This is a genomic window from Ruegeria sp. HU-ET01832 (assembly GCF_040371315.1).
Classification (GTDB): Bacteria; Pseudomonadota; Alphaproteobacteria; order Rhodobacterales; family Rhodobacteraceae; genus Ruegeria; species Ruegeria lacuscaerulensis_A.
The window spans coordinates 336,477-362,791 of the sequence record NZ_BAABWL010000002.1 but is presented as its reverse complement, the minus strand read 5'-3'; the positions used below and the strand labels follow the sequence as shown (position 1 = coordinate 362,791).

Genomic DNA, 26,315 nt, shown 5'->3' with positions numbered 1-26,315 from the left:
ATGTCGCTCCGTCACTCGCCAATGCTGAAGTCGACGCGCTGACCGACGGTAACGCGCTGCGGCCCTTGATCAATCAGGACGGTGCCTTCAGGAAAAGCGCCTCGCACAAATACACGGTCATCTTCGGCATGAAGCACTTCGACCGTTGCCAGTCGCACAGTCTTCTGCGCGTCAGCAACCAGCAACGTCCATTGCCCGCGCGTCCCCTCTTTAAGTGAAGTCGTGGGCACCCAGGTTCCTGCGTTCTGGACGGGATCAAGTACATGCACCCGGGCAGTTTGTCCGAAGGCAACGTCCGGTCTGTTCCTAAGATCGAAAAGCGCAGTTCGGGTTCGGGTTACCGGATCAATATCGGGTCGCAAAGTTGCAAGGTCAGCCCTATAGCTTTGATCTTCTATTTCAATTTCAACGTCGGATAGCAACGCAGGGTCAACGTCGAGCGGGATACCGATCCGAACCTGCGGCGACACGACCTCGACTATTCCCAAAACCAACTGGCCCGAACGCAAAGTCTCTCCGCCGTCCACGTGCCGGGCGGTTATTTGACCCGCAAAAGGTGCCTCGATGCTGGATTTCGCGATCCGAACGGTGACGTCACGCAATCCCGCATCCAGTTCACCAATTCTGGAAAGCAATTCATCTTGCTGGGAAACTACCTCATCGAGGCGGGCCTGACTGGTAAAGCCTTGCTCGATGAGTTTAGAGTTTCGCTCGACGGTTTTCTTTGCGAATGCAAGTTGGGCTGCAATGGCATCGCGTGATGCTGACAGTCTTTCGCGTTCGACCTCCAACAAAGCTACATCCAGTGTTGCGAGAAGCTGGCCCTTAGCGACCTCGTCACCCTCATCCACCAGGATGTGGTCCAGCGTACCATTCAATTCGAAAGAGATATCCGCTGAACGCTGAGGTTCGACTTGTCCGATGAATACACGGTCGACCGTGTAAGCGCTCTCCGACGTGATGAGCGTTGCTGAAACAGGGGTCACTGCGGCCGCTTCCGGTGAAGGAACGGCATCTGCCCTACGATTAAGCTCTGAAGCGCCTAGGTAAACTGCAGCAGCAGCGACGGCAATAAAGCAGATAGTTACCAAGAGACGCGCAATACCGCGCAGCATACGCGAAAATAGGTTCGGCTTGGTCGTTTCAGTTGATAAATCCGCAGGACTCGACATTTGGGGACCTCATCAAGTTAGCATCTCTAACATATGTTAGAAGTTCTCACTTTGACAAGGAATACGTGATCTGGCACATGTTGGATCATGAGCAGCACAGAAAAATATCACGCAACAACCAGCCATTCAGTAAGCAAGAAAGCCTACCATCACGGCGATCTCCGCGCTGCGCTGATCGAGGCAACGCGGCAGTTGGTTGAAGAGAAGGGACCAGACAGGTTCTCCGTTTCTGAGGCCTGCAGACGGGCGGGCGTATCGACTGCGGCACCGTACAAACACTTCAAAGATAAGACAGAAATGCTGGTCGCGACAGTTCTAGAAGGGATGGACCGTCACCGAAGCAAAATGCTAGCAGCGCTTGACGGCATTCCTGATGGATCTCCCGAGCGCATTACTGCAATCGGTATGGAGTATATTGCTTTCGCCTTAAGTGAGCCCGGGATATTCAGATTAAAATTTGGCGGCTTTACGGACCGCATCGCGGATCCCCGACTGGAAGAAGGCGGTCAGCAAAACTTTTCTATTCTGCTAACTGAGGTTGCAAAATGCCTTGGGGAACCGGGAATCACAGAAGAAGTCCGTCGTCGTGGTTTTTTGTTGTGGAGCTTCGTGCACGGGCTGTCTTTCATTCTGCACGATAGGAGACTTGCGGAAAAAGGCGAAGAGTTTGATCTGCACGCTATTCTTGAGGACGTTTCGGAAAGAATGCTGAATTAATCGTTCTTTATCGAAAAAACGCGACTGGCCGCTGATAGGATACAATCTAGAGCATTATCACGCAGACTTCGACGCGACTGCCTAGGTTCACAAAACTAGGCATTTACAATGCGCAGCGATTGTCCGTTCTACAGCCAATGTACTTTTGCGCCAATGCTAAGTACTGAGATCCGCTGTTCAAACAAAAAACGCTACTGACAGGAACGTTGGCGCAGCGGTCACTGAGGAACTACGCACAGAACGTCTTCTTCGGGTCCCTGGTTACCGATGCAGCGCGGTCAACCGACGGCGACTACGCACGGAAAGCTGACTTCGCAAAGCCTCTCGCTCGGCCCGCAGATCGTGAACACCACCTGGCAAATTCCTGCCGGGGAATAAACTGGGCTCTTTTCACAGGCCGAAAGATCGCCTTAAAACTCTAGAACCACTCATACCGGCAATGTAGTTTCTTGCAAAACAGCGACAGCAAAACGAATGCCAAATGGCAGCGCCTACCCGGCGCTGCGCGTACTGCGTTTGCGATGGGGTTTTTTGTTCTTGTATCTGCCTGTGCTCAGAGTTCAAAGGACGCAGATCTCGACCGGGAACGTCAGTCCATGGCGTTGCTCGAGGTCTCACAAAAACAAGCTCGAGGACAAAGGGTGTGGTGCGTACCCTACGCACGCAACCTAAGTGGCATCGAAATTCGCGGAAACGCCAAGGACTGGTGGGGCAAAGCGCGCAATAATTTTGAGCGAGGCAGTGAACCGGTTGTCGGAGCGGTCATGTCCTTTAGAGCAACCCGAGGGATGCCCCTTGGTCACGTGGCTGTCGTATCCGATGTTATCACCGACAGGGAAGTCATCGTGAACCATGCCAACTGGCACCGCAACAAGGTATCATTGAAAATGGGCGTCAAGGATGTATCCAAAAACAACGATTGGACGTTGGTCCGGGTTGAAAGCCATCCGGGGAGATATGGCAGTTTTTACCCGGTGAACGGTTTCATTTATCCCAAATTCGGCGGCTAGCCTTCATCAATTATACGTCGCATCGCGCGCAAATCCGACGGATGCGTCACAAGCGGCCGGCGGGCGCAAGCGGGTCAAGGACAGAAAAGACGGCTTACCCTTCCAGCATTGTTTTTTGGTGTTGGCTGTATCCACCTACCGCTAGACTACGATCATGCTAAGGTCAGCCGCCTTCAAAACCATCATGCTTGCGCTTGTCATCGCGCTCGTCATCATTGGAGTTTGGCTCACGATTCAAAGACAAAGCCTTCCCTGGAACTGGGCAGAGCTTCAAAACTTCCGTGAGAAAGAAATACCCATCCCGTTGGCGGCCGCTTTCCGGGATGACGTCGGGTTTGTCTGCATAAACACACCTTACTCTGACCCGACACAACTACCGAAAGACAGCTCTACGTCACTGGTTGATCAGCTCGACATCTCTTGGGTGCCGGAGAACGCCATTCGGTTCTCGCTGTTCAACCCGGAAATGAAGCTTATTCATGAATACGACCAGCCTTTTGTTACCGACCAACTTGTTTTTTCCAACACTGGATTACGCGGCTTTTGCGGGCCGGCTGGAGCGCTCAGGCTAAGAGTTCATGGCGCGCCCGAGCGGCTTTTGATCGAACTGTTGTACCCTGACTAACGGGCATCCGCCTTCGCGATTAGAAAAACAAACCTTGGTTCAAGATCGGCAAGCTGCAGAAAAGTCCGCAAAATAGGCATTTAACCTACTTGGCCGCGCCAGAGGGAACCGCAAGCGGCTGCTTTGGATTCGCGTTGGGCCTAGTAGTGGACAGGCCGCCTCCGATTGATACTCTTCTTGTTCATACGCGCAAAGGAGCTTGGCAATGCATCCGACCGAAAAGATCGTAAGGCAATTCCACGAATCTTGGGACATGCGTGATCCCGAACGCGGCGTTGCTGTTATTGCGAGCGACTGCCAGTTCGAGGATATCCCACGAAGCGAGAGCCAGATCGGACCTGAGGGCTACAGAATGGACTATGAACGCTGGCGACGCGCGTTCCCCGATGGAGAGGTGAAGGTCACAAACGTAGTAGTAGATGGCGACAGAGCAGTGGTTGAGTTTATTAATCGCGGAACCCATACCGGCCTTCTTGAGTCTTCGCTTGGATCGTTCGAACCAACTGGTAGGTGGCAAGAGACGCGCTATTGCAGTGTTATGCGGGTCAAGGATGGCAAAGTAGTAGAAGGTCGGGATTACTACGATGCTGCTTCTATCGCTCAGCAGCTGGGTCTCGTGTCATGACGAAACATCTCAAGGCATACTGGCCATCTCGCTAGCTAACGTTGAACGTCGGCTTGGTCTACACAGCGGTCGCTGATGCACTGCGCCGCGAACGACTGCTCTGAGCCCAAAGCAGTCGGGAGATCTCTGTTACTTTGGCGTCGATAGGCGGTCATGGCTTTTTGGATGGCTATCCAACTTGTCCTCACACTAGACAAATCTCTTCACCCGTAGGAACCTGTCGCCAATCAGAAAACAGGGAGACGCTTTGATGAAACTGCTTTCCAGCACAGCTCTGGCCTTGATTGTCTCTGCGACGACGGCACACGCCGCGGGCCATGGGGTCTGCGCGGCGGACAAGACCCTTGTAGAAGGAACTCTGACCATCGCCACAGGCAACCCAGCCTACTATCCGTGGGTAATGGACGACGCGCCCGAAAACGGCGAGGGGTTCGAAGCTGCGGTAGCCTATGCCATCGCTGATAAAATGGGATTCAGTTCGGACAATGTCACTTGGGTACGCACGAGCTTTGATGAAGCGATACAACCGGGTGCAAAGAACTTTGACTTTAACATCCAGCAGTACTCTATTACCCCCGAACGGGAGGAAATGATTGATTTCAGTCTGCCATACTACAGCTCTGCCATGGCGGTGTTGACAACCCAAAATGTGGTCGATGCTGGAGCCGAGGCGACGCTGGATAGTCTCAAGGGATTGAATTGGGGGGCCGTGGCCACCACCACTGCGCTTCCAATTCTCAACGATGTGATTCAGCCAGCAAGTGACCCGTTACTTTATAACGACAATGCCGACGTGAATGCTGCAATCATGGCCGGTCAGATCGACGCTGCTCTTTATGATTTACCCACTGCACTCTATCTGTCGGCAGTGGTTGTAGAAGGCGGTGTGCTGCTGGGCCAATTCCCGCCGGAGCAATCAGATAGCCCCGACCAATTCGGCCTTCTGATGGAAGAGGGCAACCCGCTTAAGGAGTGTGTCGACGCTGCTATCTCGGAACTGACCGAAAGCGGTGAACTTGCCGCGATCGAGACCCAGTGGCTGGCAGAGGCCACAGGTGTTCCGGTCATTAAATAAATGGACGAAACATCGGTGCAGAACAGACCGGCCAGGCGGTCTGCCGCAGCGCCAACGCGCCGCGAGGTCTATGAAGCCGGAGTGCGTCGACGCTCAAACCGCATCGCGCTGATCTCTACCATTAGCGTGGTGCTGGCCATTGTCGTTCTACTTCCGCTCTCACCCGGTTGGGATGCTGTGCAGCGTGCCTTCTTCAATGGCCGTGTCTTTGTAGCGACGTTTCCTGGGCTGCTTGATGCATTTCTGTTGAACGTGATGATTTTTGCGTGGTCGGCCCCGCTCATCGCAGTCACCGGCCTCGCTATCGCACTCTGCAGGGACACCCGTGCACCTGCGCTTTTTCCACTTCGCCTGTTTGGGATTGCCTACACAGACATCTTTCGTGGCCTGCCGGTGGTTCTTGTCATCTACATCATCGGGTTCGGGGTGCCCGGGCTGGGCCTGCCAAGGCCTTGGAACAGCCCCTATATCTGGGGGACCTTGGCGCTGGTATTGGTCTACTCAGCCTATGTCGCTGAGGTTATTCGCTCTGGCATCGATTCGATCCACCAGTCGCAGCGTTCCGCCGCCGTCTCATTGGGTCTGAGCGATCAAGACACAATGCGATTTGTTGTGTTGCCGCAAGCCATTCGAAACGTGGTGCCCGCCAATATGAACTTGTTCATCGCCTTGCAGAAGGATGTGGCACTTTTGTCTTTCATCGGTCCGGTAGAGATTTTCCGTCAGGCCGGAGTCTACAAGTCACTTTACGCGAACTTTACGCCTTATGTAGGTGCGGCACTCATCTTCCTGGCGCTGACCGTTCCCGCGACGCGATATGCGGATTACTTGATGAACAAGCAGAACCGGGCACGCAGATGAAGCCGAAGTTGTCGTTACGGGGTATCCGCAAGCGTTTCGATGATCACGAAGTTTGCAAGGGCATTGATCTCGATGTGGCCGAGGGCGAGATGGTGTGTCTGATCGGCGCTTCGGGCTCGGGCAAGTCCACCCTTTTGCGCTGCATGAATCTGTTGGAACCTATCGATGATGGGACGATCTGGCTGGATGGGAGGGACATATCCGAGCCGGGCTTAGACCCACAGCCAGTGCGCCAAGAGATCGGCATTGTCTTCCAAAGCTACAACCTCTTTCCCCACATGACTGCGGCAGAGAACGTCATGCTCGCCCCGCGCCGCGTGCGAGGCCTGAGCCGAGAGGATTTGCGCCCCAGGGTAGCACAGCTTTTCTCACGCTTTGGGCTTAGCGACCGGATGGAGCATTATCCCGACCAACTGTCAGGTGGGCAACAGCAACGCGTGGCGATCATCCGAGCGCTGGCAATGGACCCTCAGATCATGCTCTTTGACGAGATCACAAGCGCACTTGATCCTGAACTGGTGGGCGAGGTTCTCGACGTATTACGTGATCTGCGGCAGCAGGGTATGACGATGGTGCTTGCCACGCATGAGATGGGCTTTGCCCGGGAACTGGCAGATAAGGTGTGTTTTCTTGATGCTGGCCGAATCTTGGAGCAGGGGCCACCCGAGGAGCTCTTCGCCTCACCGCAAGAAGCGCGCACCAAGGCATTCCTTGCGCGCGTACTCTGACGTTTCTTTTAGTTCCTGAATATATGGCAAAACTATCGGCAGGAACTGTCTTCCTTGTTGTGGCAGTTTCAGCCACCAACGGTGCGGCAGCCACAGCGGTGGAGTGTAGCAACGCCGGAGGGTTGGTCAACAAATCCACCAATATGTGTCTATGAGAGCGGTAGAAATTCTGAAGGCGATTGCACCAAGAGAAACAAATGCGAGGCGGACCGAGTTGTTCGGGTTGCCTGCACCAAATAAGTTTGAGGTGTTGCTCCAGCGAATCCACGAAATCTTGAAAAAATTTATTCGTGCATTGTAGGCAGCACAGATGTTCGCCTTGAGCAAGTGTTGCAACTTCAAAAAATTGGCTTCGGGCAAATATTGATGGCAGCTAAGTCCGCATAGAAGTCATTCACGCCGAGTGCAGCGAACGACTGTTCCAAGCCCATAGCAGAAATACAGCTATCCACTGAATACGGAACCGCACTAAATATTTATGTTACGATACCATCACGTTGTACCGACCCGATGCCGAAGAACCCGTCCCATCCAGAGCGACGAAGTCCTTGACCAAATCCGACACGGTGATTTTCAATGCGAAAAAATAGTTCAAGTGCGCGGAAATTGCGACTCAGTAAACCGCAACGACCAACCGGAGAAAGGGATGCATGCTGGTGCATCGCAGGTGATAGTTCTGCAGTCGCCGCACGCGAAAGGATCAAATGTCTGAAATCTCGCGCTGGCTAGAGAAACATGGCTTGTCCAAGTATGCTGGGTCGTTTGCAGAACATGAAATCGAACTAGGCGATCTAACCGAATTAACGGACAAAGATCTTACTAAAATCGGGCTTCCCCTAGGTCCTAGGCGCCGTTTCATGAAAGCTGTTCGAGCTGAAGCAAAGGGAGAGACTTACCCGCACAACACTGCGTTAGGTCCCGCGATCGTCGCTGAGCGCCGGCAGCTTACCGTCATGTTTATAGATTTGGTTGGATCAACGGAAATATCCCAGCGCGTCGATCCGGAAGATTTGGCGGAAGTACTCCGACTGTTCAAAGAAACCTGCGCTGCGTCGGTGGCAGCTTTTGATGGCCACATCGCAAGTTACTATGGTGATGGGATAATGGTCTTTTTCGGGTTTCCTTATGCGCACGAAGATGACCCAGAGCGAGCCATTCGCGCAGGTCTTCGTATTATCGAGGAAATTCCAGCTATCCGCACTCATGCGAAACTGAATGTCCGAATTGGGATCGCAACTGGGTTGGTTGTTGTCGGTGACTTACGTGGTGAAAAAATGTTTGAGGACGGAACGGCGATGGGCGAGACGCCGAACCTAGCCGCACGTCTACAAGCAATGGCTGAACCCGGGACATTGGTCGTCGCTCCCAATACTCATCATTTGGCGGTTGATGCTTTCGAATACGTTCTGCGTGGCGCATTCAAGCTTAAAGGTTTTGCCAGCGAGGTCGAAGCCTGGCAGGTGACAGGAGCACGGGAAACAGTCAGCCGTTTCATGGCAGAGGAAGACGAGTTACTGAACCCTTTGATCGGACGCGCCGCAGAATATGAAACTCTCAATGAAAAGTGGAAGTTGGCAAGTGGCGGTCAAGGACAAGTTGTGCTTGTGTCCGGCGAGCCAGGAATTGGCAAGTCTAGATTAGTCGAAGAATTAAGGCAGAGCATTCCGACGATGTCGCACACTCAAACGCGATATCAGTGTTCTCCCTACCATTACGCGAGTGCGTTTTATCCGGCCATTCGCCAAATTGAGAATGCTGCAGGCCTTCGTTCAGACGACAAAAACGAATTGAAACTCAGAAAGATATCCTCTGTTCTAAGAGACCATTCGGATCACACACTGAAACTGGCCGCGTCCCTACTTTCGGTTCCTTTTGAAGACCAATTGGGTGAACTGAATCTGACGCCACAGCAACTCATGGATCAGACCTTAGAAATGCTGTTGGGCAATCTGACTTCGCAGGCTGAGGAAAAGCCAGTGTTGCTCTTGTTTGAGGACGCACATTGGATTGATCCGACAACTAAATTGTTGCTGGACCGAGTTGCTGATCGGATTCATGACCTTCCAGTATTGGTCGTGATGACGTTCAGACCTGAATTTGACCCGGGTTGGGCATTGAAATCCAACCTTTCTAAATTGGTCTTGAAGCAATTGGACTTTCACCAGGTCAAAAGCATTGTTGACGAAGTTGCAAAAGGGCATTCGATTTCTGACGAAATGTACAATGTCGTCGCTGCCAGATCCGATGGCGTCCCGCTATATGTCGAAGAAGTGACAAAAGATCTATTGGAATCAGGGGTTTTGACAAAAGGAAGGGACGCATACTCGAAGGGTGGGGCGTCCCCGGCAAGCTCGGTCCCAAGCACGTTGCATGATGCACTTATGGCGCGGCTTGACCGACTGAGTTCCGTCAAGGAGGTCGCCCAGATTGGGGCGGTTATCGGACCTCAATTTTCTTTTCCGTTGATCGCCAAGGTCGCTCGGATCAGCGACAAGGCGTTGCGCACGGGATTGGAACTTTTGGTCGACGCAGGCATTGTGACAGTTTCTGAAGAAGAAAACCTTGAAACTTTCAGCTATCGCCACGCCCTAATTCGCGACACAGCTTACAACAGTCTCTTGAAGAGCGAGCGCAGGGTCTTGCACGCACGTGTTGCGCGAGCGTTAAGTGGCAAATCGACCCATATTGGCGATGCCAGTCCGGAAATACTTGCGCACCACTACACGATGGCAGGTATGAGCAAAGAGGCAATCGACTATCGCTATCTCGCAGGCCAACGCGCAGTCCAACGTTCTGCCAATATCGAGGCGAACACACAGCTTTCGTTGGCGATCGAGCAGTTGAGTCAACTGTCTCATGGTGTTGAGCGGGATCAGAAAGAAATTGAGGTTCAGGTTCTCAGAGCAGGTGTTCTACGATCGACTGCAGGAATAGCCGCCGATGAAACAGGGACCGTTTATGCAAGAATACGCGACTTGTGTGAACGGGTGGACGAAACAGAACATCTGTTCCCTGTTTTGAATGGCTTGTATTCCTTCCATTTGGTGCGTGCTGAGTATGATTTAGCCAAAAGTGTTGCAGCGCACTTGCTGAATTTGGCAGATACAACGGGCGAGACCCACCATCAGATGGTAGGGCATCGAGCCATGGGTGCAGTGCTGTTTCACATTGGAGAACTAAACCCTGCATACGAGCATTTGAGCAAAGCGCTAGAGCTTTACAGTCGGAAACGCGATGGGCACCTGGCCTACATATACGGTTCGGACCACGCAGCGATAACGTCGTGCTTTTTAAGCATGGCTGTATGGATGCGCGGTGCGCCAGACAAAGCACTTGAGATACAAAAACAAGCGGTTGCTGCAGCTCAAAAGCTGGAGCATGCGCACAGCATAGCACAGTCGCTAACTTACCTGTGCATGCTCTATCTTCTGCGCCGCGAACCTGGAAAAGTCATTGAAGCCGCAAATCAGTTGGAGGAACTGTCTTCAAAACATTCGTTCACCTTCATGTCGCTGACTGCAACGCTCTGGCGAAGCTGGGTGGATGCCTACCTTTCCCCTGAGCCCGAAAACATCCACGCATTGCGACAAGCATCGGAAGCGTGGTGGGCCAGCGGAGCTGGGAATTACAAACCTTTCTTTTTGACGATGATTGCAGAACTCACGTTGAAAACGGGTGATCGGGAAAGTGCTTTGCAGTTGTTAGCCGAGGCCCGCAGGTACCAAAGCCTTACAAACGAAGGATGGGCGCAAGCTGAGACCGACCGCGTTTATGCGCTCGCAATTTCTGAAAGTCGGTTCGCCGAAGTAGAGTTTTGTGAGGCTTTGAACACGGCAAAACGGCAGCAGGCCAGGATGTACGAACTTCGGATTGTTGTAGACTACATAAAGAGTTGCCAAAATTTTAGACAGACCCCCACTCCCAACTTTGGCTTAAATGCTGTCTTAGAAACTATCATAGGAGGAGAGCTAACAGTCGACGTGAACAACGCCCACAATCTGCTTGATCAGACTACTTTTGACTAACTCTCAAAAATTCAGAGCGGTGCAGTTGGGTAGATTGGAACTCATACTCGTTAACTAGTTGTTCGTCTCTTTGAGCGTTCGACAGAAACTGTATCCAGAAATATCAGACCCGCGTTTCTTCCTAAGTTGTTCCCTATCGAACAGTACTCAATTTCGCTCAATTTATTCGCTGCCCAAAAAGTGGACAATCATACCCAGAGCAGCGAATGACCGAATCGTCCGCAACTCGGACGTAGGTCCCGCTCAAACCGATGACCGGTTCCAGTCGCGCTATGGGCATTCGACAATGATGCTCAGATTGCCGCGTCGAGCCGGCCCGCTTCTGGGTTTGAAATCGGAACTCTGCTAAGTCCCCAAGAGCAGCGCAACAAAGGAGCACATCATGGAGATTCACCGGGCCGGGGACCGGCCCTCTCAATTCCCCGGTAATGAGTATTTCACCGGCACCGTCCGCTTTGATCCTGTTGTAACAGGGAATGATCCCTCGCCGGTCAAGGTCCTTACTGTGACTTTTGAGCCCGGCGCACGGACAGCTTGGCACACGCACCCTGCCGGTCAAACGCTGCATGTTTTGTCAGGCTTGGGGCTGGCTGGATCTGAGGGGCAGCCAGTGCAGGTGTTGCGCCCTGGCGATACGGTGTGGTTCGCGCCGGGAGAGCGGCATTGGCACGGCGCGTCGCCAGACTGTGCGATGACCCATCTGGCTGTGCAGACGTCTGTCGAGGGCAAGACTGCGGATTGGATGGAGCATGTTTCGGACGAGGATTACAGCGCAGCGCGCGCAGAGTGAAGCGCTTGAACCTTACCGAGCGGCTCGCCGCGGAGTGACACCTCTAGAGCTTTATCCTGACCAATTCTACGCCCATATAAATGGATGCAGCAAATCTTTCGCCTCCAGAGCGCGGCCGTCGTTTCGCCCCTGAAAGACCCTTACTGCGTGTTTTAACTTTTCCGGCTTTCTGGCCTCATCAGCCAGCAATTTACCCTGCAAAATCCCATCGCTGCAGAACGTCTCTCGCCCGTGCCATTGTCTGCGAGTTGGCCACAAGGTCATGCGCTCCGTCGCGCAACTCCTCATCGAGCAGAAAAGGCTCCTCGTACCCACATGCATTAATGGCGGCTTTCTCACCTGTAATCACCGTATCCGGCGATCCGCATTCTGGGCATCGTGCCTGGACGTCATCGTTGAACATAAAGCGACCCCTCCTTTGTTTACCGATTGCCAGAACCGGGTCCGCCCGCCAACATAGCTGATTGGCGCATCCGCTTAAACTCGTCTGGGGTAACGGTCCCGCTGCTGACATCGATACCTTTTGGGATGCGAGCTCTCTTGTGTCCGATCGCGCGAACACTGCCCCTTGTTATCTCCAGACAGGTCGACTCGTAACATGTAAGCCCGCTTGTGTTGATTTGGATGGCAGTCTGACCGTTCGCATCAGTTACCAATGGAGCCTGGGACGGTGGGTTGCAGGCTGAAACCAGCAATGCGAACCCAGAAAAAAACCATCTGTTCATATGAAATTCCCTTTTTCTCTAAAATAGGCTGACAGCGGTTCAGTCAAATCTGTCGGGTGTCAGCTTCGAGCGCATAGAAGCCTCTCACGAGTATCATCGCTTGACCGAATGGAGTCCACTGTAGCAGCCTGCGGTCACACTTGCTCTGGGGTGAGAAGGTCACAACAGATTCCATGTAGAGCTTGTACATCGGGCGATGGACAAGAGAAGGCTTTCTGGCTCCCCACCAAAATTTCGGTTGGCGATGGACCTCTGAAGGTAATCCAGTTGCGATTATCAACGTTCTCGTAAGGGCTGAAGCGCTCCTGTTGCGATATCGATCCAGGTGCGAGACCGAAGATTGGCGGGATATGAATTACTCAATAATTTTTTGATAAAACTTCCACACGTAAAAACTTAGAACAGTCTGGCTGCCATGGCTGGACGGGTCTGCAACTCGGCACAGAACGCCGGCACCTCTTGCCACGGCATAGCGCCGTGGTGCTGCACCTTGGCTTTGACGGTAGGCAGCACCTTGCCTTCGCGGATAGCGGTCACCGGGTTCTCGCCCGAGCGGAAGCCCTTGGACTTTGCCACGTCGAGCACCGACTTGATCCGTTGCGACAATCGCTTTGCGGTTTCGTGTTTCTCGGTCCAGATGGGGGACAGGCACGTCAGCACTTCGGGCTGATCAATGCTGTCCACAGGCATGCGGCCGATCTTGGGGAACGCGTAGTCGCGCAAGGTATTGAGCCATTGCTGGTCATGCTTGGCATTCTTCCACGTCGGTAGGCGGTCAATGTGAACCTGGCGGCTGAGTTCTTCGAAAGTAGGTATTTTACGTTGGGCATTGAAGCGCGGGTTCAGTCCGGACTTAGCCATGCGTCGATATTCGAGGGCTCTTTTCCACGCTTAGTTCAGAGTGACGACATCAGCGCCGCCCAAACCGAAGTCCGTTCTCAGCGGTGCGCCCTTGCGGTTCTTTTGCCCTTTGACCGTTACACGCACAATCCAGCGCCGTGCGCCCGTCGGATCGACAACAAGGTACAGACCTGACCCGTCGCCATGACGACCCGGACCTAGATTCTCTACCAACTTCTTTGTCAGCTTCCCGCTTAACGCTGCCAAAAAAATTCCACAAAATATACCACTCAATGAATCACACTAAAGGTAATTCAGTAAAATTCAAAATTGCACTAAGAGACAGTAAGTGCTGATTATTTATAAATTTACGGCAAATTAAACATGCCACACCAACTCATCAAAATGGGTAGATGGCGGAGACGAAGTCCGCCACTCAGAAATCTAGGAGAATTTTATGCATTTAATATCAATACTTTAAGTAATATTCAAAGCGGGCTGTCCAGCATTTTGTGCAGCAAAATGTGCAGCATGACTAAACCAAATACAGGGCCCACACACCATCAATTTGGTCAAATTATGCAGTGGACCTTTCAATCAGCCAGTCTTTCTTGCGAGTTCTATACATCCGCATTCGGGCCGAGGAGGAAGACTAACATAAGAGAGTTCATTGGTCAGAAAATTGAACTCTCCCCGACGATTTTGCATTGCGGGTACGAGCCTTTCGGACTGCACGGCCAGTCTTAGAATTTCCGAGGCTGCCAACGATGAAGTAACGCCAGCTAGCGGCGCCAAGCTTCCCAAGTTGCGCTTCGGCCGCCAGAGCCTTTTTACACCGCGAAGGGACGTATCCTCGAGTTCATCTAGCGTTAGTCGAGAGCAGTTGTAGCAAGCGGAAACGCCAGGTCTCACTGTCATCCCGATCAAGCTTAGGTGTAGATTGTAGCCCCCGGCGATCACATAGGGAACACCGTGCTCCTGGCAATACTGATTGATCCATTCGCTGGTTACATCCACCGATGGCTCGTCGGCACAGTTCACGACAATGTCTGGCGCGGCCTCAGTAAGCACTGTGCTCAAACTGCTGGCCATTGATATCTTTTTTTGAACTCTCGAAACCGTGCAATCGGGCGACACTCTGTGAATCGCCTTGGTAAGAGCTTGAACCTTAGGTAACTCCAAATCTTCGGCGAGGAACAAAGAACGGTTCAGATTGGATTCTTCGACTATATCACTGTCTATTAGGATGAAATGTTGAAAGCCGGAATGTGCTAGTTGTAAAGACGTCCAGCTGCCGACCGCACCGCAACCTAAAACAGCAACCTTCGCAGAGCGCACCTTGTCAAAGGCACCAAACACTTCTTCAGCTGGAAAGTAGTCCCCAAGAAAGTTTAACAGTCTGTAAAACTGACTGTCATTTATGGCCTGCCGTAGCTCCATTGGCTCGACGACACACCGATCATGGAGTATCTCAATGAAATTCTCTAGTTGCGAGAGACACGCGCCGTTTCCGGAGCTGATTTCTACGATGCTAGTTTCACCATCTAGTTTCATTATCGCGGCTTCAATCTCTGAAGTGACGCGAAACCGCATTGATCGCCTAGTCGAGGACTGAAAGAAATCGACTACACCGTCTCCTAAAGGAATGACGGAGACAGAAGGACGTATTAGCCAGCGACCGGAACTTTCATATCTAAATGTCATTTAGTTCTAAGGGCATTGCTTCACCACAGGCGGGGCACTTCGGATTTCGCTCCACCTTAAAGCTATCGATTGCGTAATTGTCGAATAGGAACTCTCCCCGACCTCTCTCGACGCCGCCCCCCTTTTCTGAGAATAGCCTTACAATTTTTAGAACCGCCGCTGAGGCGGCAAAGACAGACAGAGATGGCAGTCCTCCGAAGCCCATGAGGCGATCTGTAACTGGGTGCGACATCGGTTTCCAGTCACTTAACGCTTCTTCGAAATGCATTGCATAGCAATCTGAGCAAGGAGTTCTTCCCGGTACGATCATTTCGCTCAAGCTGGCAAGGTGTGCATCAAACCCACCGGCAACTAGAAGTGGCGTCCCCTTCTTTACGCAGTATCGCGAGAGCTTGATGCTTGTTGCACCAATGTAAGGTTCGTCAGCAGTGTTGATAATGAGGTCAACATCGCTCCCGATAAGCGACTCGACATCTGTATAAATGTCCAAAGGCAGTGTCCGAACCCATGTTTCAGGGTTAACGGCTTGCCCCTGAATGAAACGATCAGCTACGACCGCTTTCGGCAGGCCTACCAACGCATGATCGAATAGTGCATTTCTTACCCTGTCACCGGATGTCAGCGGCTTTGGATCGATTAGCACAAATCGTTGAAACCCAATCTGCACCAACTCTTTTAAGATCCAGCTTCCGACAGATCCAATTCCAATTAGTGCGACCTTGCACTCCATAAACCGTCGAAGCAGCTCCAAAGCAGCACCAGTAGACTCTTCAATGTCTAAGAAAAAGTTCAGCTGCCGCGAAAATCTCGATGCGCATTCAGGGGAGATCCCATCCATCATCCAGTCTTTCTCGACAAGAACACCCTTCCCATAAAGATAGTACAGGAAATCTACCAAGGATGATGCATGGGTATCTTCACTGAATTTTTCTTCAAGCTCAGACACCGTCGCCGAGCCGTCAAGCCATTCAAGAGAACTGATCAAAGAGGGCGATACTTTGAGGCGCAGTCTTTTTCGAGTCGAAAGGAAAACAACATGCGCAACGTTGTCAGGCGAGATGTAAACATCTACTCCGTCCCTCAGCCACAGTCGGAGCGAGCCAAAATTGTCTTCAGCCGTAGTCAATACTGAATCTGGCCGCCTCGCACGTCGAGAAACCTGGCCCAGTCTTCATCGCTTGCAACAAATGTTGCGTCCGCGCTGCAAGTTCGAGTGCAGCAATCGGAACGAGAACCAGAGCACTCTTTTGTATAAGCAGCTGCGTTCGTCATACCCTCAGATACGTCGATTTCTTCAAATCCGTGTTTCTCAATCGTGTACTTGGCTGTCATTTTTTTGTCTCACCTTGGAGCAGTATTCCACCTAAGTCTTTGTCATCGGTGCGCATTCGTCAACCGTTCAACATACAAATCTGGGTAATACATCGACCTGCTCCATTTCGTGTCCGTGCTGTCAGGGTTGTTCCGGCTAGGTTGTGGCATCCATTTTATCAACTTCCTCAGATTTAATGATCGCGCGTAGGTCAATCATGTGAGCTTGGGTGAAGTAGATCGAAGTCTCAGCCTGCCCCAGCGAAAGTGTGAGCTCCTGTCCGTCGAGCCCGTCAAACAGTTCTCGCAGCATCCCTTTCGAGCCGTTGGCATGCTCATACATTGCCGCGTGGTTGGGGCAGAGTGCTAGGTAGTTCTGGTGATGTCGAAGGTTCAGCCCACCCAGAAACTCGACTTTCTCAAAATAGGGGCTCCCGTCCGCGAGTAAGAACGGTAGCGGCTTCTTACAGATTTGACAGCCCATTACACCATCCGCATTGGTATATTGGTCTTGCAAGTAGGCAGCTGCCTCCACCTTTACCTGCGCCTTTGTCAGTGAGACGGAACGATTACGGACTTCGGTTTCGCGCGTCTCAGCATCACGGGCCTTTTCGGCGACCTTTGCAGCTCTTCGTTGGGCATTTTTTGAAGGTCTGTCGGGCATTTCGAACTCGGCCGCGGCCCGTCGTTCAGCGAGCAACTGGGATAACTCGTCCCTTGGTATGCTTGTGACCAACTCTCGCGCTAGTTCTGCATCCTCAGCAGTTTCAAAACCGAACTCCTGAGCTCTCTGGTTCCTTTCAGCCCTGATCCGTTCAGTCTCCTTCCTTTGTTCAAGAGCCGCTTTTTCTTCGCTGCCGAAGCCTATCGCTTCAAGCCAGCCCCATCCCTTGTCAAACTTAAAACCTTTAGGAAGCTTAGATGCGGATGCATCAGCTGGCCGGACGAACTCCCCGCTTTCCTGAGGTATCCAAGCGTTATCCCTCAATACATGCGCGAGTTGGGAAACTCCGGTTCGGTAGTAGGTATTGTAATTCCTACAGTACCTTGCTTCAGTCCAGTCAATTTGCGCCGATGAAATCGTCTCCCAGATTACGAGCGACAATTCCTTCGACGGTTCCGCCAACATGTCCCTTAGGTATGGAATTTTGTAGTCGATATCTCTTTCATAAGACGTTCGACTCCCATATCCACCGTAATATAAATCCCTGTTTGGATTCCAGCGGCAGCTTGTTTTTTCGATAACAATTTGCGTCGCGACACCCAGTTTCGAAGCAAAGTTGATGAACTTATCTTTCTTGATCTTTCTCCAGTAGTTCGTCGATATTCCCACCCGATCCGAGTCTTCGAGTCGTTCGAAATAATGACGCACTCCCGTGTCCATATACGGAGCATCTAAAAACATCTCTGACGCATATCGGGGATTACCCGTGGTATCGCGCAAAACCTTAAAATCGCGAAATACAGATACGTCACGCGGGTGACTTTCAAGATAGTCGGCAAATTGGTTTAGATCAGCAATGTGGGTTAGCCAATCAAATTCTGGGGCTGAACTTCCGTACTTGCTTTCTAGAACAAACCGGATTTCTTCGGCTTCCCCGACCTCTCGGACACCAGCCCCCACAAGAAAGCGTCTAGATTTTCCCTGTTGGCCACCTTTCTTACCTTTCTTACCTTTCTTTTCGGAGGAGAGAGTATCCGGATCGACGGTTGGGAGCCCCAACCTACGCGCCTCGGAACCTTCGAAGTAGCATTGTTCAGGCGTCAACAAGCCATGGTTGGTGGTGCGCACGATTCTCCAATTTCGCGCTCTCACAACATCCTCTTCTGGCTCCAAAATAGTCCACAGAAACGAAAAAAAACGCTGTAGCCATTCAGTTGGTTTTGCCTCAAGCCATTTGGAAAAGTCGTCGAACGGATAGATCCATCGATAGGCCTCTACGAAATTGTTATCTATGGCGTCGAGAAACTCTTCAACGTCCCACTCCAAAATGTCCAGATCGCTTAAAAACCTATCACTGTTGCTGTTCTTTTGAGGCGCTGACATCGCCCACCACGGGCCCTCTGAGTAGTCTTTGTTGATCCAGATCGACAAATCATCATCTGTCAGCAGCTCTTTCACAGCGGCGCGTGACTGAACCAGTGTTGAAGCCGGTTTATGGCCACCGTTTTTCGCTGGAGTTAGCGCGTTGTGGTTCATTTCAGCAACAATCGCTTCGCGAAGGCGCTGGTAGCGCTTGGGAATATCATCCGTCGAATTAGGGAAGATCGCGAGAGCCTGAACTGTTAGCAGGTCCAAGTTTCGCAGAACATAAAGAGATTTGGCGGCAAGAACACCCAATTGATCCAGAAGAGGTTCGTTTGCAGGTGTATCCTTGATGCTAGCGCGGCTTAATTCTGGAATGAACGGTGCATGAATGTGAAACCTCAAGCCTGATCGCTCTTTCTCGGCCGGAAAAAAGACTGATACGTTTCCGGGTCTCGCTGGTGCAAGGCGCATCTGTTTACTGATCGGAACAGTCGTATCAAAACTTTGATCCTCGGCTCGCGGCTCCAAGGCGTATGCTATTGCAATCTTTCGATTTCCCAGCCCGTCCACTTTTTCTTCGACTTTAACAAAGTGAAAAGAGCCTCCTGTTGAACGCTCGTCTTCCCGAACAATCTCGATATGATGTTCAGAGTGCGAGACCCGCATGACACTTCCAGATCGACCGCCTTTGACCTGCCAAGAGATCAATTCGATGTTGGGCAGGAACAAAAGTGTGTTTTCTGCAAGTTCCTCTAGCGCATGTCTAACTTCCTCAAACGCAACGGATTTCAGTTTCTTTGGATTGTTAAACGGGAACTCAAAACGAGTCTTTTGTGATCCAGGGTCCGGGTTAATAATAGCCGAGGGCAATACAAGGTCAGAGATTCTGAAGCTGTATGTCGGAGAAAAAATGTTTGGAGTCTCAGAGTAAGCAAATACTGCTTTAAAGCCTATTCCAAACCGGCCGATCTTGTCCTCGTCCTCTTCTTTGGTGCCCTCACCAATATCAGTTATTGCCTCGATATTGGCTTCTGTGAATGGGCTGCCATTGTGCTCGAAGACCAGCTGGTCTTCACACAAAGTGAAAGCACACTCGTTTGCCCCCGTGTCTTCAGCATTCTGGAGCAGTTCGTAAATGAAATGAGCGCTATCCGGGTACAGATCTTCTACGATCTTTCTAATTCCCTTGTGCTTTTTCAGCACTCGGGCCAAGTCTTCTCTTTCTCTGCGAACGGCGGCAACGACTTCCGAGTTCATCTTAACTTTCACCTATCTGCGAAGCGGACTTTACTTCGATTATGCCATAGAGGACGAGTTCGGCGACGATGTCGCCAGATTTCGCTGCCGCTTTGATATCGACTTTACTGCGTTCGAAATCAGCCTCCGCTCTCGCGAGTTCGCTTTCCTTCATGCGGAGAATCTTATCATTCGATGTGCGCGCGATCTGGTCCTTAATCACTGATGTTCGTGCATGATGGCTGGCAACCAGACTCTGCATGCGGTGTTCAGCGAACTCTTCATTCTCGGCGATGTGTTCTGCCCTTGCTCGGGACCATTTCTCATAGTGCGCCGTGTCCAAGGCCTGCTGTTCTTCGTCAGTCGCTTCACTTGGATCATGAGAGTCAGACGATGCCGCAATCAGGTTCAAGAGACTGGACTCGATTGTCGGATCATCAGCAACCGCCACGATTTCCTCATCCGGACGTATTCCCTTTCGAGACCACCGATACAGAGCGAACCTGTATCTGCCAGCCAAGATCGAGTTGTAGACAATTTCTAGCGAACATTGAGTTGGCTCAGAGAAACCAAGATAGGAAGCTGCCTGACGCACCAATGGATGAGTGAGGGTGCAATGTACCGCCCCAGGGTTGGCCACCGCTGTTTCTTGGTCGAAGGTCAGTTGCAGGGAGTTTTGATGCCCCCTCAACCACTTTTCCCAGACGCGCGTCTCTGCCCCTGTCGACTTCGGAAGGCGTTTGTAATCCTGGAGAAGATAACCTCGTGAGCTTTCGTCCAAGCGCAAGGTTTTGAGGGTTTTCTGCTTGCTGAGACGCGTCCCATCACTGTTCAGCCTCCGTGCGAGGTACTGGCGCACGCAGTGCTCGAGCGCGGTGTCTGACAGCCAGGTGGTGGTCACACCTTCAACGACGTCGTTCCAAGCCTTTCCCGGGAGATTGAGGCCAAACAGCTGCGCTTGCTTTTCTTCAAGGTCTCTTTCTTCACGGATCTTGCGGATACCATTGTCAGCGATCTGCTGAAGGCGCTCGGCCCTTTCGTCGGCGGTTAGATCAAAGCTATCTGCAATGCTGTGGAGTTCGCGCGTAATTTGGCCGAGGATCTCTTCGTTACCCCCAACGGCGCTCTGAAAAACACCAATCCGCCAGAGGCATCGCTGGTATATATCAGCATCGACGGTGCCTGGTGTAATGAAGTTAAGAATCGCGACGGCTTCGCTTTCCTGGCCGTATCTGTCGACCCGCCCAATGCGTTGCTCAACTTTCATCGGGTTCCACGGAATGTCGTAGTTTACCAGCAAGTCACAGAACTGGAAATCCAACCCTTCGCACCCGACCTCGGAAGACAGTAGCACATCAATCGCGTCGGAGTCCTCCTTGGGTAACGAGAACCGCCTGCGCAATTCGGCCCGCTCTTCATCAGGAACGTTACCGTGGACCAGCCCAAACCTGACGCTGGTTTCGGACAGTTTGGTCGAGAGATAGCTCAGCGTATGCCTAAAGGTGCTAAATACGAGGGCCTTGTTTTTCTCCATTTCTGACTTTTCGACGATAGCCTGTAGAAAGGCTGCCGCTTTCTCGTCATGTGGATCCAAGTCTTCCGCAAGTGTGATGATTTCTCCGATCTCGGATCGGACACCCTCCAAAAAACCAAGATCAACGTCTCGGGCATCATCGTTAGCTTCGAGGATCTCGAGGGCATCGATCCTGTGGTTCAACATGTCTGACAACTGTGGCGCCAGACCGTACAAGCAACTCGCGGCCTGACGTCTGATTGTTGTCATCATGAACTTCACATTCTGGCTTCCGTGCGTGCGTTCCAGAATTCGGGCGATGATGAACAGCAAACGGTCATGGAGTTCGCGCTGCGCATTCGAAAATGGAACCTCGATGGTTTCCGGCTTACGCGTCGTGAACTCCCCGATATCTCTACGCCTGGTACGATTAATTATCGAACTGAACGTGTATAGCTCTTCGATATCGCGTGTCAAAACCACTCGGTCTTCTTCAACGATTTCATCATCAAGCAGCCTGTCATACACGGATTGGAAATCTGGTGACTCTCGGAGGAATTTCGCGCCCCAATCCGTGTTCGCTGCTGCATCAAGCTCTGCCTTGGCAAGGCCGGCCCACTCGGATTCTGCCGAACGGCAATGCTGAACCGCTGCATTAATGTGGGGGTTTGGTTCCGCCATCTGCCCGAAGCTGGCTTGGTCAATGATCAAGTCGGGACGAACTATATTCAATAGCGTGAACAGATCATCGCTTCCGAGTTGCACCGGCGTCGCGGTCATCAAAACGACCGCTTTAGCGTGATCGCACAGGAATTTGACGCCTTGGTGCAGGAAAGTGTCGCTGTTTCTAAGGTGGTGAGCCTCGTCGACGATAACTAGGTCGAATTGAGGTGGTGGATTGAGGTCCAGAAGACCATCGCGTTTCTTCCTGCGCTTGCCGCGTCCGTCGCCGCCAAACACAAGGTCCGAATCAAACAGAGAAAATGGAAGTATTGCCTTCGAATAGTTATCCGGCCACTCGCCTTCCAAATCGACTTCTGCGAGGCAGTGACGGAACGATTTCCCATCGAGCGAAAAGAAGCTCTCGTCAAACCGCTTCATCTCATTGAACCACTTACGTTCTGCAACGAGAGCTTTTGGGCAGACAACCAGAACTGATTGGATGTCCAAGCGGGCTCTCAACTCTTTGAGGATTAATCCCGCTTCGATTGTCTTGCCGACGCCGACTTCATCAGCAATCAGAATTCGAGGCCTGTCGGAGTTAATGAGTTTGAGCACGGGCCGGTACTGGTACGGAACAAAGTTCACCCGCCCAGAACCCACGGACAGCAGATTAGAGGCCGAAGGAGAGAGGACATGCGCTGAGGTTATACTTGATCGCACATCTGCACAGGACGAAATCCCGGAAAAACCGCTGACTTCTTCCGGCTGAGCCAACTGGCTCTCGTAGAGTGTACTCGTTTTGCCGTCTGCAAAAACCGTATACTTCGGCTCAGCCCCGTCCAGATGGACGGAAATCACGGCCATAACTCTGTCGGGCTCAGCTCTTAAGACTACCATATCTCCTGGAGAAAAGGCGGCCGGGTTGGGAGATGGGTTCAACGCAGATGAATGCTCATGTTCTTGAGGAGCTTTGATACTTCCGGGCAAGGCAACTTCACGTGATTTCATTTGCTCCAAGGCCGCATCTCGATGCGCAGCTAAGAGTTCTTTTGCTCCTTCTGAAGCATCGACGAGATCCATCAAACGCCAGAGGGTATCCAGGTCGCGGTATGACTCAGAGGGTGGAGTTGCTTCAGTGGATAAGTGGGCCCACTTGTTTCGAACTGATTGTGACTCTTTTATCCAGTTCCGACCTTCCCTCGCCAAGTTACACTTCGAGCTTAACTCAAACCAGTTTCGATCAAGCACACGAAGAAGCGCCGCAAGATCCAATCCTTTGAGCGACTTGATGCCTTTTTCTGTTACAATCCGTTGCTGCTGGAAAGTTAGGCTATCAATGACGTGGGTGGCCCACCAGTTGTCGCCAAGCGAAGGAAGGTTTTCTTCCAAGAATATGGCGATTTCCCTAGCGACCGTTTTGATCTCTTCCATGCAAGCCTCCATTGCGGACACACGGAGTGATTTTCCCAAAGACCTACTAGCGAACTAATTCTGGTAGTTTATGTGTTCCTACCAGGTCCGGGTCCAAGGCGCATCTCAGGTCACAAATGTGCTCGCGTTCTTTCTCAGTAACGTTCATGGGCTGAGCCACCGCAGCAGCTTTGTCACGAAAACGCATGGCAAAATTAGTAGCTGCAATCAGAACGTACAAGGCCGGTGTCTCTTAACTCCGAGTTTGGATTGAGTTCGGAGCTGATTGACTTCCGCTTTCAGCTTGGCTCATCGCGTCATAGACGAGATACGAAAGAGTTGGGCCCCCTCCAACTCCTGGTTTCGCCGGCAGAACCTCAGATAACAATTTTTCACTGAACATTCGTTCGTTCACGTACATATTCGAAGATGGCCCGTGAACAGAAAGTTTTAGATGCCTAACTGGCTGGGAGTTTCCCTGTCAATGAAAGTAATCGAGCATCAGCACCTTCGTAATTTTCTGATATGTGGGACCAGGCTTCCAGGCGAGAGACTCCTTGTAGCGGTTTCGTCTTTCGATTTAGAACAAGCCAAACGTGCCATGCTGCTTTGAGATAAATGGTTTCATCAAACTTTGGCAGGGATTTGAGCTCGTCAGTGAGCGGCGAGTTAACATACTTTGTGCTTCCCCGAAGATAGTCCGATGCCAGAATCGCAATTTCTTCTCCAAGATAAGCGATTGTGGGTTTCTTTGTTTGGATTGATAGAGTTGCAGCATGTTCGAACCTCGCCCGATCATGCGAAACAAAGTAAAAAAAATCCGCGTTATCCTGTGGGTAGAGTTTGTTTTGAAGCATACAGTTGGCTTTCCAATTACGCCATCCAGAGTGCTCCCCGTTTTTCAAACTGATGCTCAGGTCTAAAAAGCCAAAATCATCTATGGCGTTCCAAGAATGTGTATCGACCCTCAAGTGCTTGAGTTCACCCGTTTCATAGTCTGCTCCAGTGACGAACATCTTTCCCCAACAGATGTGCGGCACGAAGCCCTTAAGGGCTGCTATGCAGGCCACGATCAAGGAGTGCTCCCTACACATCCATCCTTCATCACGCTTTCCCTCGTTCATGAAGGGACGCACTCGCAATAAACAATCAAGTTCCGCGCGTAGGCGTCTATCGAGGAGTGCCTTTTTTAGTGACTTCGGATTCATTTTTGCGTTCATTTACTTCTCTCTCTAAGTCGAGTTTTTTGCCTGCACGACTTCAGCGCATTAAGAAAGGTGTCTCTCAGTGAGGCAAGAAGCTAGGAGTAACCGCGCCTGACATCTCCTCGAGCAGGAGCACCTCGACATGTGCGAAGCGCCGCTTCGTCGGCCCATCAGACGCAATCGAAGACTTTCCCATACCGCCACTCAAGGTCTTGCAAGTTGCCGATAGCAGCCCAAAACGAGGTCTTCAGGCAAGTTCATGACATACTTGTAGTTCTATGAGACGGCATGTGTGACACGATTATCTGCTGTGATTGATCGTCCCAAGCGAAGTAGATGCGCAGACAGTGCTTGGGGTCCCGACTGCTGCTGCCTTTGATATGCCAATCAGCAGTGTGCCTCTGCCCCTGCCAATCAAAATCATACGCGTCACCGCCGCAATGAGCATGAATGGCGCCCTCCGCGACCGGCATTTCCCTCGTGGACGCTCCATCCGCACCCGAAACTCTTGAATTGATCCCGTCCGTCGCCAGCCAAGATAAACAATCACAGGCCAGTTCAATATTCGTAAATTGAGCTTTCTTGATTTCTCTCTTGGCTGCGCCGGTTAGGACTATCTGGCCAGCAAAGGTACTTTCCACCCAGCCTATGAAGCTTGGCCAATCTTCGGGGCGCGCTACTTCTCTGCTGGATGCGCCCGCATTCTGAGCCAGGCTTGCCTTGAGGCCTTGAATTTGGCTCGTGTATGCGCGAGCGCGGGACTCTGCGTCTTCAGCTCGTTCGCGGTATGCTTGGTTCTCTTCGAGTGCGATTGTTTCTAGTTCTTTTGCCTCTGTCACCTGTTCTTCAAGAGAGCGCACTTGCTCTCGTAGGCTCATGATCAGTTCATCATTTTCCTCAGCGCGACCCGCCGCCAACAGTTTGCCTTTTTGATCTGCCCGATACTTGTAGAGGCGGGCGGAAACATCAGAAAAAGCCAGAACCTCTTTGCCAATTCTGTTGCTTCGTAGACCCAAAGCCGCCACGTCTTGCGCGATGTGGCGTTCAACGAGCCTTTGGTTATCACCTTGCTGAATGAAGCGCCTGAGAAACAGTCTATGGCCATTAGGGTCATCGGCAACTTCGAAATCTGGTGTGTAGATTCTAACCCCGCCATCAAATACAGACAGTTCCTTGCCGATCTCGTCGGATAGTTTCCGGGCAAAAACCGGACTTATCGAGTAGACATGCGCCAAACCGGCCAAGCGACGACAAATGGCCGACACATTGATGCCGCGATGGTTCGGCACAAAGCTCTGTACGACCAGTGGCGTCTTTCGAGACGTCGCAAGCAAGTGCTCGACAAACAGATCGTAGCTTGTGTGATCTCGAACGGTGATCGGTGTCGTACTGCATGAATGATCGCCTAGCTTGAGTCCCAACTCATCTATTATTGAAGAAACAAGTCTTGGACTTGCAGGAGTGAAGTTCTGATCGAGCACATGACTGGAGACCCGAAGACGTAGGGAAAACATGATGCGAGAGCTGGGCTCTCTTGCGAAAGTAACTTCGGTCTTCCAATTCCGCCCCGGAACCTTTCCATCCGGATCCTCGGCCCTCACGGACCAAACTTCCAAACCATCAAAGTCTTGCGCCAAACACTCTGTGTTTCGTCCCGCAACATCGGTCCTGAAATCAGCGAATTTCCAAGCGTCTTTCGGAAGTTTGCCACCAGAACGTTCTTTGACCCATTCTAACGCCAAATTACGTGCTGCGCTAAAGGTGTGGTCTTGATGAGTATTCAAAACTTGACCCGAAACACGCAGCACGTCTCGCTCCGCGACAAAATGCTTTTGGTCGCCAATCGCTGATGAAAGACTCTCCTGAAACAAGCTCATGGTCACATCACCAATTGACCAATTGAATACTTAGCTGGAATCGCCCGAGCGCTAAGATCTGTGGCTTTGACATTGGCGTCAAAAAAAGGCGTTCTGACCGAACTATCCATGCCGTAGCGCGCTCAACTTGGGCGGTATTTCTTGTATCTTTGTCCATGACAAAAAAACCCGATC

At 51.7% G+C, this 26,315-nt stretch carries 19 protein-coding genes; 9 read left to right on the top strand and 10 right to left on the bottom strand.

Annotated features, from left to right (window positions below; genetic code table 11):
* Positions 1–11: 11 nt before the first annotated feature.
* Positions 12–1,172, bottom strand: coding sequence for an efflux RND transporter periplasmic adaptor subunit (locus tag ABWV79_RS06990; RefSeq protein WP_353391108.1), 1,161 nt, complete (start codon positions 1,170–1,172; stop codon positions 12–14).
* Between the two features lie 87 nt (positions 1,173–1,259).
* Between ABWV79_RS06990 and ABWV79_RS06985 the strand changes: the two genes are divergently transcribed.
* The 9 genes from ABWV79_RS06985 to ABWV79_RS06945 all read left to right on the top strand — a co-directional run bounded on the left by ABWV79_RS06985 (position 1,260) and on the right by ABWV79_RS06945 (position 11,628).
* A complete protein-coding gene (locus ABWV79_RS06985) occupies positions 1,260–1,889 on the top strand; it encodes a TetR/AcrR family transcriptional regulator (RefSeq protein WP_353391107.1) in 630 nt (209 codons plus the stop codon).
* A gap of 449 nt (positions 1,890–2,338) precedes the next feature.
* Positions 2,339–2,899, top strand: a complete 561-nt coding sequence (locus ABWV79_RS06980; protein ID WP_353391106.1) for a CHAP domain-containing protein — start codon at positions 2,339–2,341, stop codon at positions 2,897–2,899.
* Positions 2,900–3,053: 154 nt separating this feature from the next.
* A complete protein-coding gene (locus tag ABWV79_RS06975; protein ID WP_353391105.1) occupies positions 3,054–3,524 on the top strand; it encodes a hypothetical protein in 471 nt (156 codons plus the stop codon).
* Positions 3,525–3,729: 205 nt separating this feature from the next.
* Positions 3,730–4,149 carry an ester cyclase gene (locus tag ABWV79_RS06970; protein ID WP_170353650.1) on the top strand — a complete coding sequence of 140 codons (420 nt, stop codon included), beginning with the start codon at positions 3,730–3,732 and terminating at the stop codon, positions 4,147–4,149.
* A gap of 250 nt (positions 4,150–4,399) precedes the next feature.
* Positions 4,400–5,224 (top strand): ABC transporter substrate-binding protein, encoded by an 825-nt coding sequence (locus ABWV79_RS06965; RefSeq protein ID WP_502949850.1) that lies wholly within the window; start codon positions 4,400–4,402, stop codon positions 5,222–5,224.
* On the top strand, positions 5,225–6,085 hold the full coding sequence (locus ABWV79_RS06960; RefSeq protein WP_353391103.1) for an amino acid ABC transporter permease: 861 nt from the start codon (positions 5,225–5,227) through the stop codon (positions 6,083–6,085).
* Positions 6,082–6,813 carry an amino acid ABC transporter ATP-binding protein gene (locus ABWV79_RS06955; protein ID WP_170355770.1) on the top strand — a complete coding sequence of 244 codons (732 nt, stop codon included), beginning with the start codon at positions 6,082–6,084 and terminating at the stop codon, positions 6,811–6,813. Before ABWV79_RS06960 ends, ABWV79_RS06955 begins: the two co-directional genes overlap by 4 nt.
* Before the next feature lie 704 nt (positions 6,814–7,517).
* Positions 7,518–10,838, top strand: a complete 3,321-nt coding sequence (locus ABWV79_RS06950) for an adenylate/guanylate cyclase domain-containing protein (RefSeq protein WP_353391102.1) — start codon at positions 7,518–7,520, stop codon at positions 10,836–10,838.
* Positions 10,839–11,220: 382 nt separating this feature from the next.
* A complete protein-coding gene (locus tag ABWV79_RS06945) occupies positions 11,221–11,628 on the top strand; it encodes a (R)-mandelonitrile lyase (RefSeq protein ID WP_170353652.1) in 408 nt (135 codons plus the stop codon).
* A gap of 190 nt (positions 11,629–11,818) precedes the next feature.
* Here ABWV79_RS06945 and ABWV79_RS06940 read toward each other — a convergent pair whose 3' ends face one another.
* The 9 genes from ABWV79_RS06940 to ABWV79_RS06900 all read right to left on the bottom strand — a co-directional run bounded on the left by ABWV79_RS06940 (position 11,819) and on the right by ABWV79_RS06900 (position 26,141).
* Positions 11,819–12,031 carry a hypothetical protein gene (locus tag ABWV79_RS06940; protein WP_353391101.1) on the bottom strand — a complete coding sequence of 71 codons (213 nt, stop codon included), beginning with the start codon at positions 12,029–12,031 and terminating at the stop codon, positions 11,819–11,821.
* 718 nt (positions 12,032–12,749) lie between these two features.
* On the bottom strand, positions 12,750–13,214 hold the full coding sequence (locus ABWV79_RS06935) for a tyrosine-type recombinase/integrase (protein WP_353391100.1): 465 nt from the start codon (positions 13,212–13,214) through the stop codon (positions 12,750–12,752).
* A 30-nt stretch (positions 13,215–13,244) separates the two neighbouring features.
* On the bottom strand, positions 13,245–13,427 hold the full coding sequence (locus ABWV79_RS06930; RefSeq protein WP_353391099.1) for an Arm DNA-binding domain-containing protein: 183 nt from the start codon (positions 13,425–13,427) through the stop codon (positions 13,245–13,247).
* 363 nt (positions 13,428–13,790) lie between these two features.
* A complete protein-coding gene (locus ABWV79_RS06925; RefSeq protein ID WP_353391098.1) occupies positions 13,791–14,747 on the bottom strand; it encodes a HesA/MoeB/ThiF family protein in 957 nt (318 codons plus the stop codon).
* A 139-nt stretch (positions 14,748–14,886) separates the two neighbouring features.
* The gene (locus ABWV79_RS06920) at positions 14,887–16,023 is read right to left on the bottom strand and encodes a ThiF family adenylyltransferase (protein ID WP_353391097.1); all 1,137 of its coding nucleotides are present in this window, start codon (positions 16,021–16,023) and stop codon (positions 14,887–14,889) included.
* A 342-nt stretch (positions 16,024–16,365) separates the two neighbouring features.
* On the bottom strand, positions 16,366–19,494 hold the full coding sequence (locus ABWV79_RS06915; RefSeq protein ID WP_353391096.1) for a sacsin N-terminal ATP-binding-like domain-containing protein: 3,129 nt from the start codon (positions 19,492–19,494) through the stop codon (positions 16,366–16,368).
* A 1-nt stretch (position 19,495) separates the two neighbouring features.
* A complete protein-coding gene (locus tag ABWV79_RS06910) occupies positions 19,496–23,080 on the bottom strand; it encodes a helicase-related protein (protein ID WP_353391095.1) in 3,585 nt (1,194 codons plus the stop codon).
* Between the two features lie 437 nt (positions 23,081–23,517).
* On the bottom strand, positions 23,518–24,279 hold the full coding sequence (locus tag ABWV79_RS06905) for a hypothetical protein (RefSeq protein ID WP_170668599.1): 762 nt from the start codon (positions 24,277–24,279) through the stop codon (positions 23,518–23,520).
* Positions 24,280–24,521: 242 nt separating this feature from the next.
* A complete protein-coding gene (locus tag ABWV79_RS06900) occupies positions 24,522–26,141 on the bottom strand; it encodes a hypothetical protein (protein ID WP_353391094.1) in 1,620 nt (539 codons plus the stop codon).
* Between the last annotated feature and the right edge of the window lie 174 nt (positions 26,142–26,315).

Coding starts and splice junctions, on each gene's coding strand:
- ABWV79_RS06990 (WP_353391108.1), bottom strand. CDS start 1,172: ATGTCGAGTCCTGCGGATTTATCAACTGAAACGACCAAGCCGAACCTA.
- ABWV79_RS06985 (WP_353391107.1), top strand. CDS start 1,260: ATGAGCAGCACAGAAAAATATCACGCAACAACCAGCCATTCAGTAAGC.
- ABWV79_RS06975 (WP_353391105.1), top strand. CDS start 3,054: ATGCTAAGGTCAGCCGCCTTCAAAACCATCATGCTTGCGCTTGTCATC.
- ABWV79_RS06970 (WP_170353650.1), top strand. CDS start 3,730: ATGCATCCGACCGAAAAGATCGTAAGGCAATTCCACGAATCTTGGGAC.
- ABWV79_RS06965 (WP_502949850.1), top strand. CDS start 4,400: ATGAAACTGCTTTCCAGCACAGCTCTGGCCTTGATTGTCTCTGCGACG.
- ABWV79_RS06960 (WP_353391103.1), top strand. CDS start 5,225: ATGGACGAAACATCGGTGCAGAACAGACCGGCCAGGCGGTCTGCCGCA.
- ABWV79_RS06955 (WP_170355770.1), top strand. CDS start 6,082: ATGAAGCCGAAGTTGTCGTTACGGGGTATCCGCAAGCGTTTCGATGAT.
- ABWV79_RS06950 (WP_353391102.1), top strand. CDS start 7,518: ATGTCTGAAATCTCGCGCTGGCTAGAGAAACATGGCTTGTCCAAGTAT.
- ABWV79_RS06945 (WP_170353652.1), top strand. CDS start 11,221: ATGGAGATTCACCGGGCCGGGGACCGGCCCTCTCAATTCCCCGGTAAT.
- ABWV79_RS06940 (WP_353391101.1), bottom strand. CDS start 12,031: ATGTTCAACGATGACGTCCAGGCACGATGCCCAGAATGCGGATCGCCG.
- ABWV79_RS06935 (WP_353391100.1), bottom strand. CDS start 13,214: ATGGCTAAGTCCGGACTGAACCCGCGCTTCAATGCCCAACGTAAAATA.
- ABWV79_RS06925 (WP_353391098.1), bottom strand. CDS start 14,747: ATGAAACTAGATGGTGAAACTAGCATCGTAGAAATCAGCTCCGGAAAC.
- ABWV79_RS06915 (WP_353391096.1), bottom strand. CDS start 19,494: ATGAACTCGGAAGTCGTTGCCGCCGTTCGCAGAGAAAGAGAAGACTTG.
- ABWV79_RS06910 (WP_353391095.1), bottom strand. CDS start 23,080: ATGGAAGAGATCAAAACGGTCGCTAGGGAAATCGCCATATTCTTGGAA.
- ABWV79_RS06905 (WP_170668599.1), bottom strand. CDS start 24,279: ATGAACGCAAAAATGAATCCGAAGTCACTAAAAAAGGCACTCCTCGAT.
- ABWV79_RS06900 (WP_353391094.1), bottom strand. CDS start 26,141: ATGAGCTTGTTTCAGGAGAGTCTTTCATCAGCGATTGGCGACCAAAAG.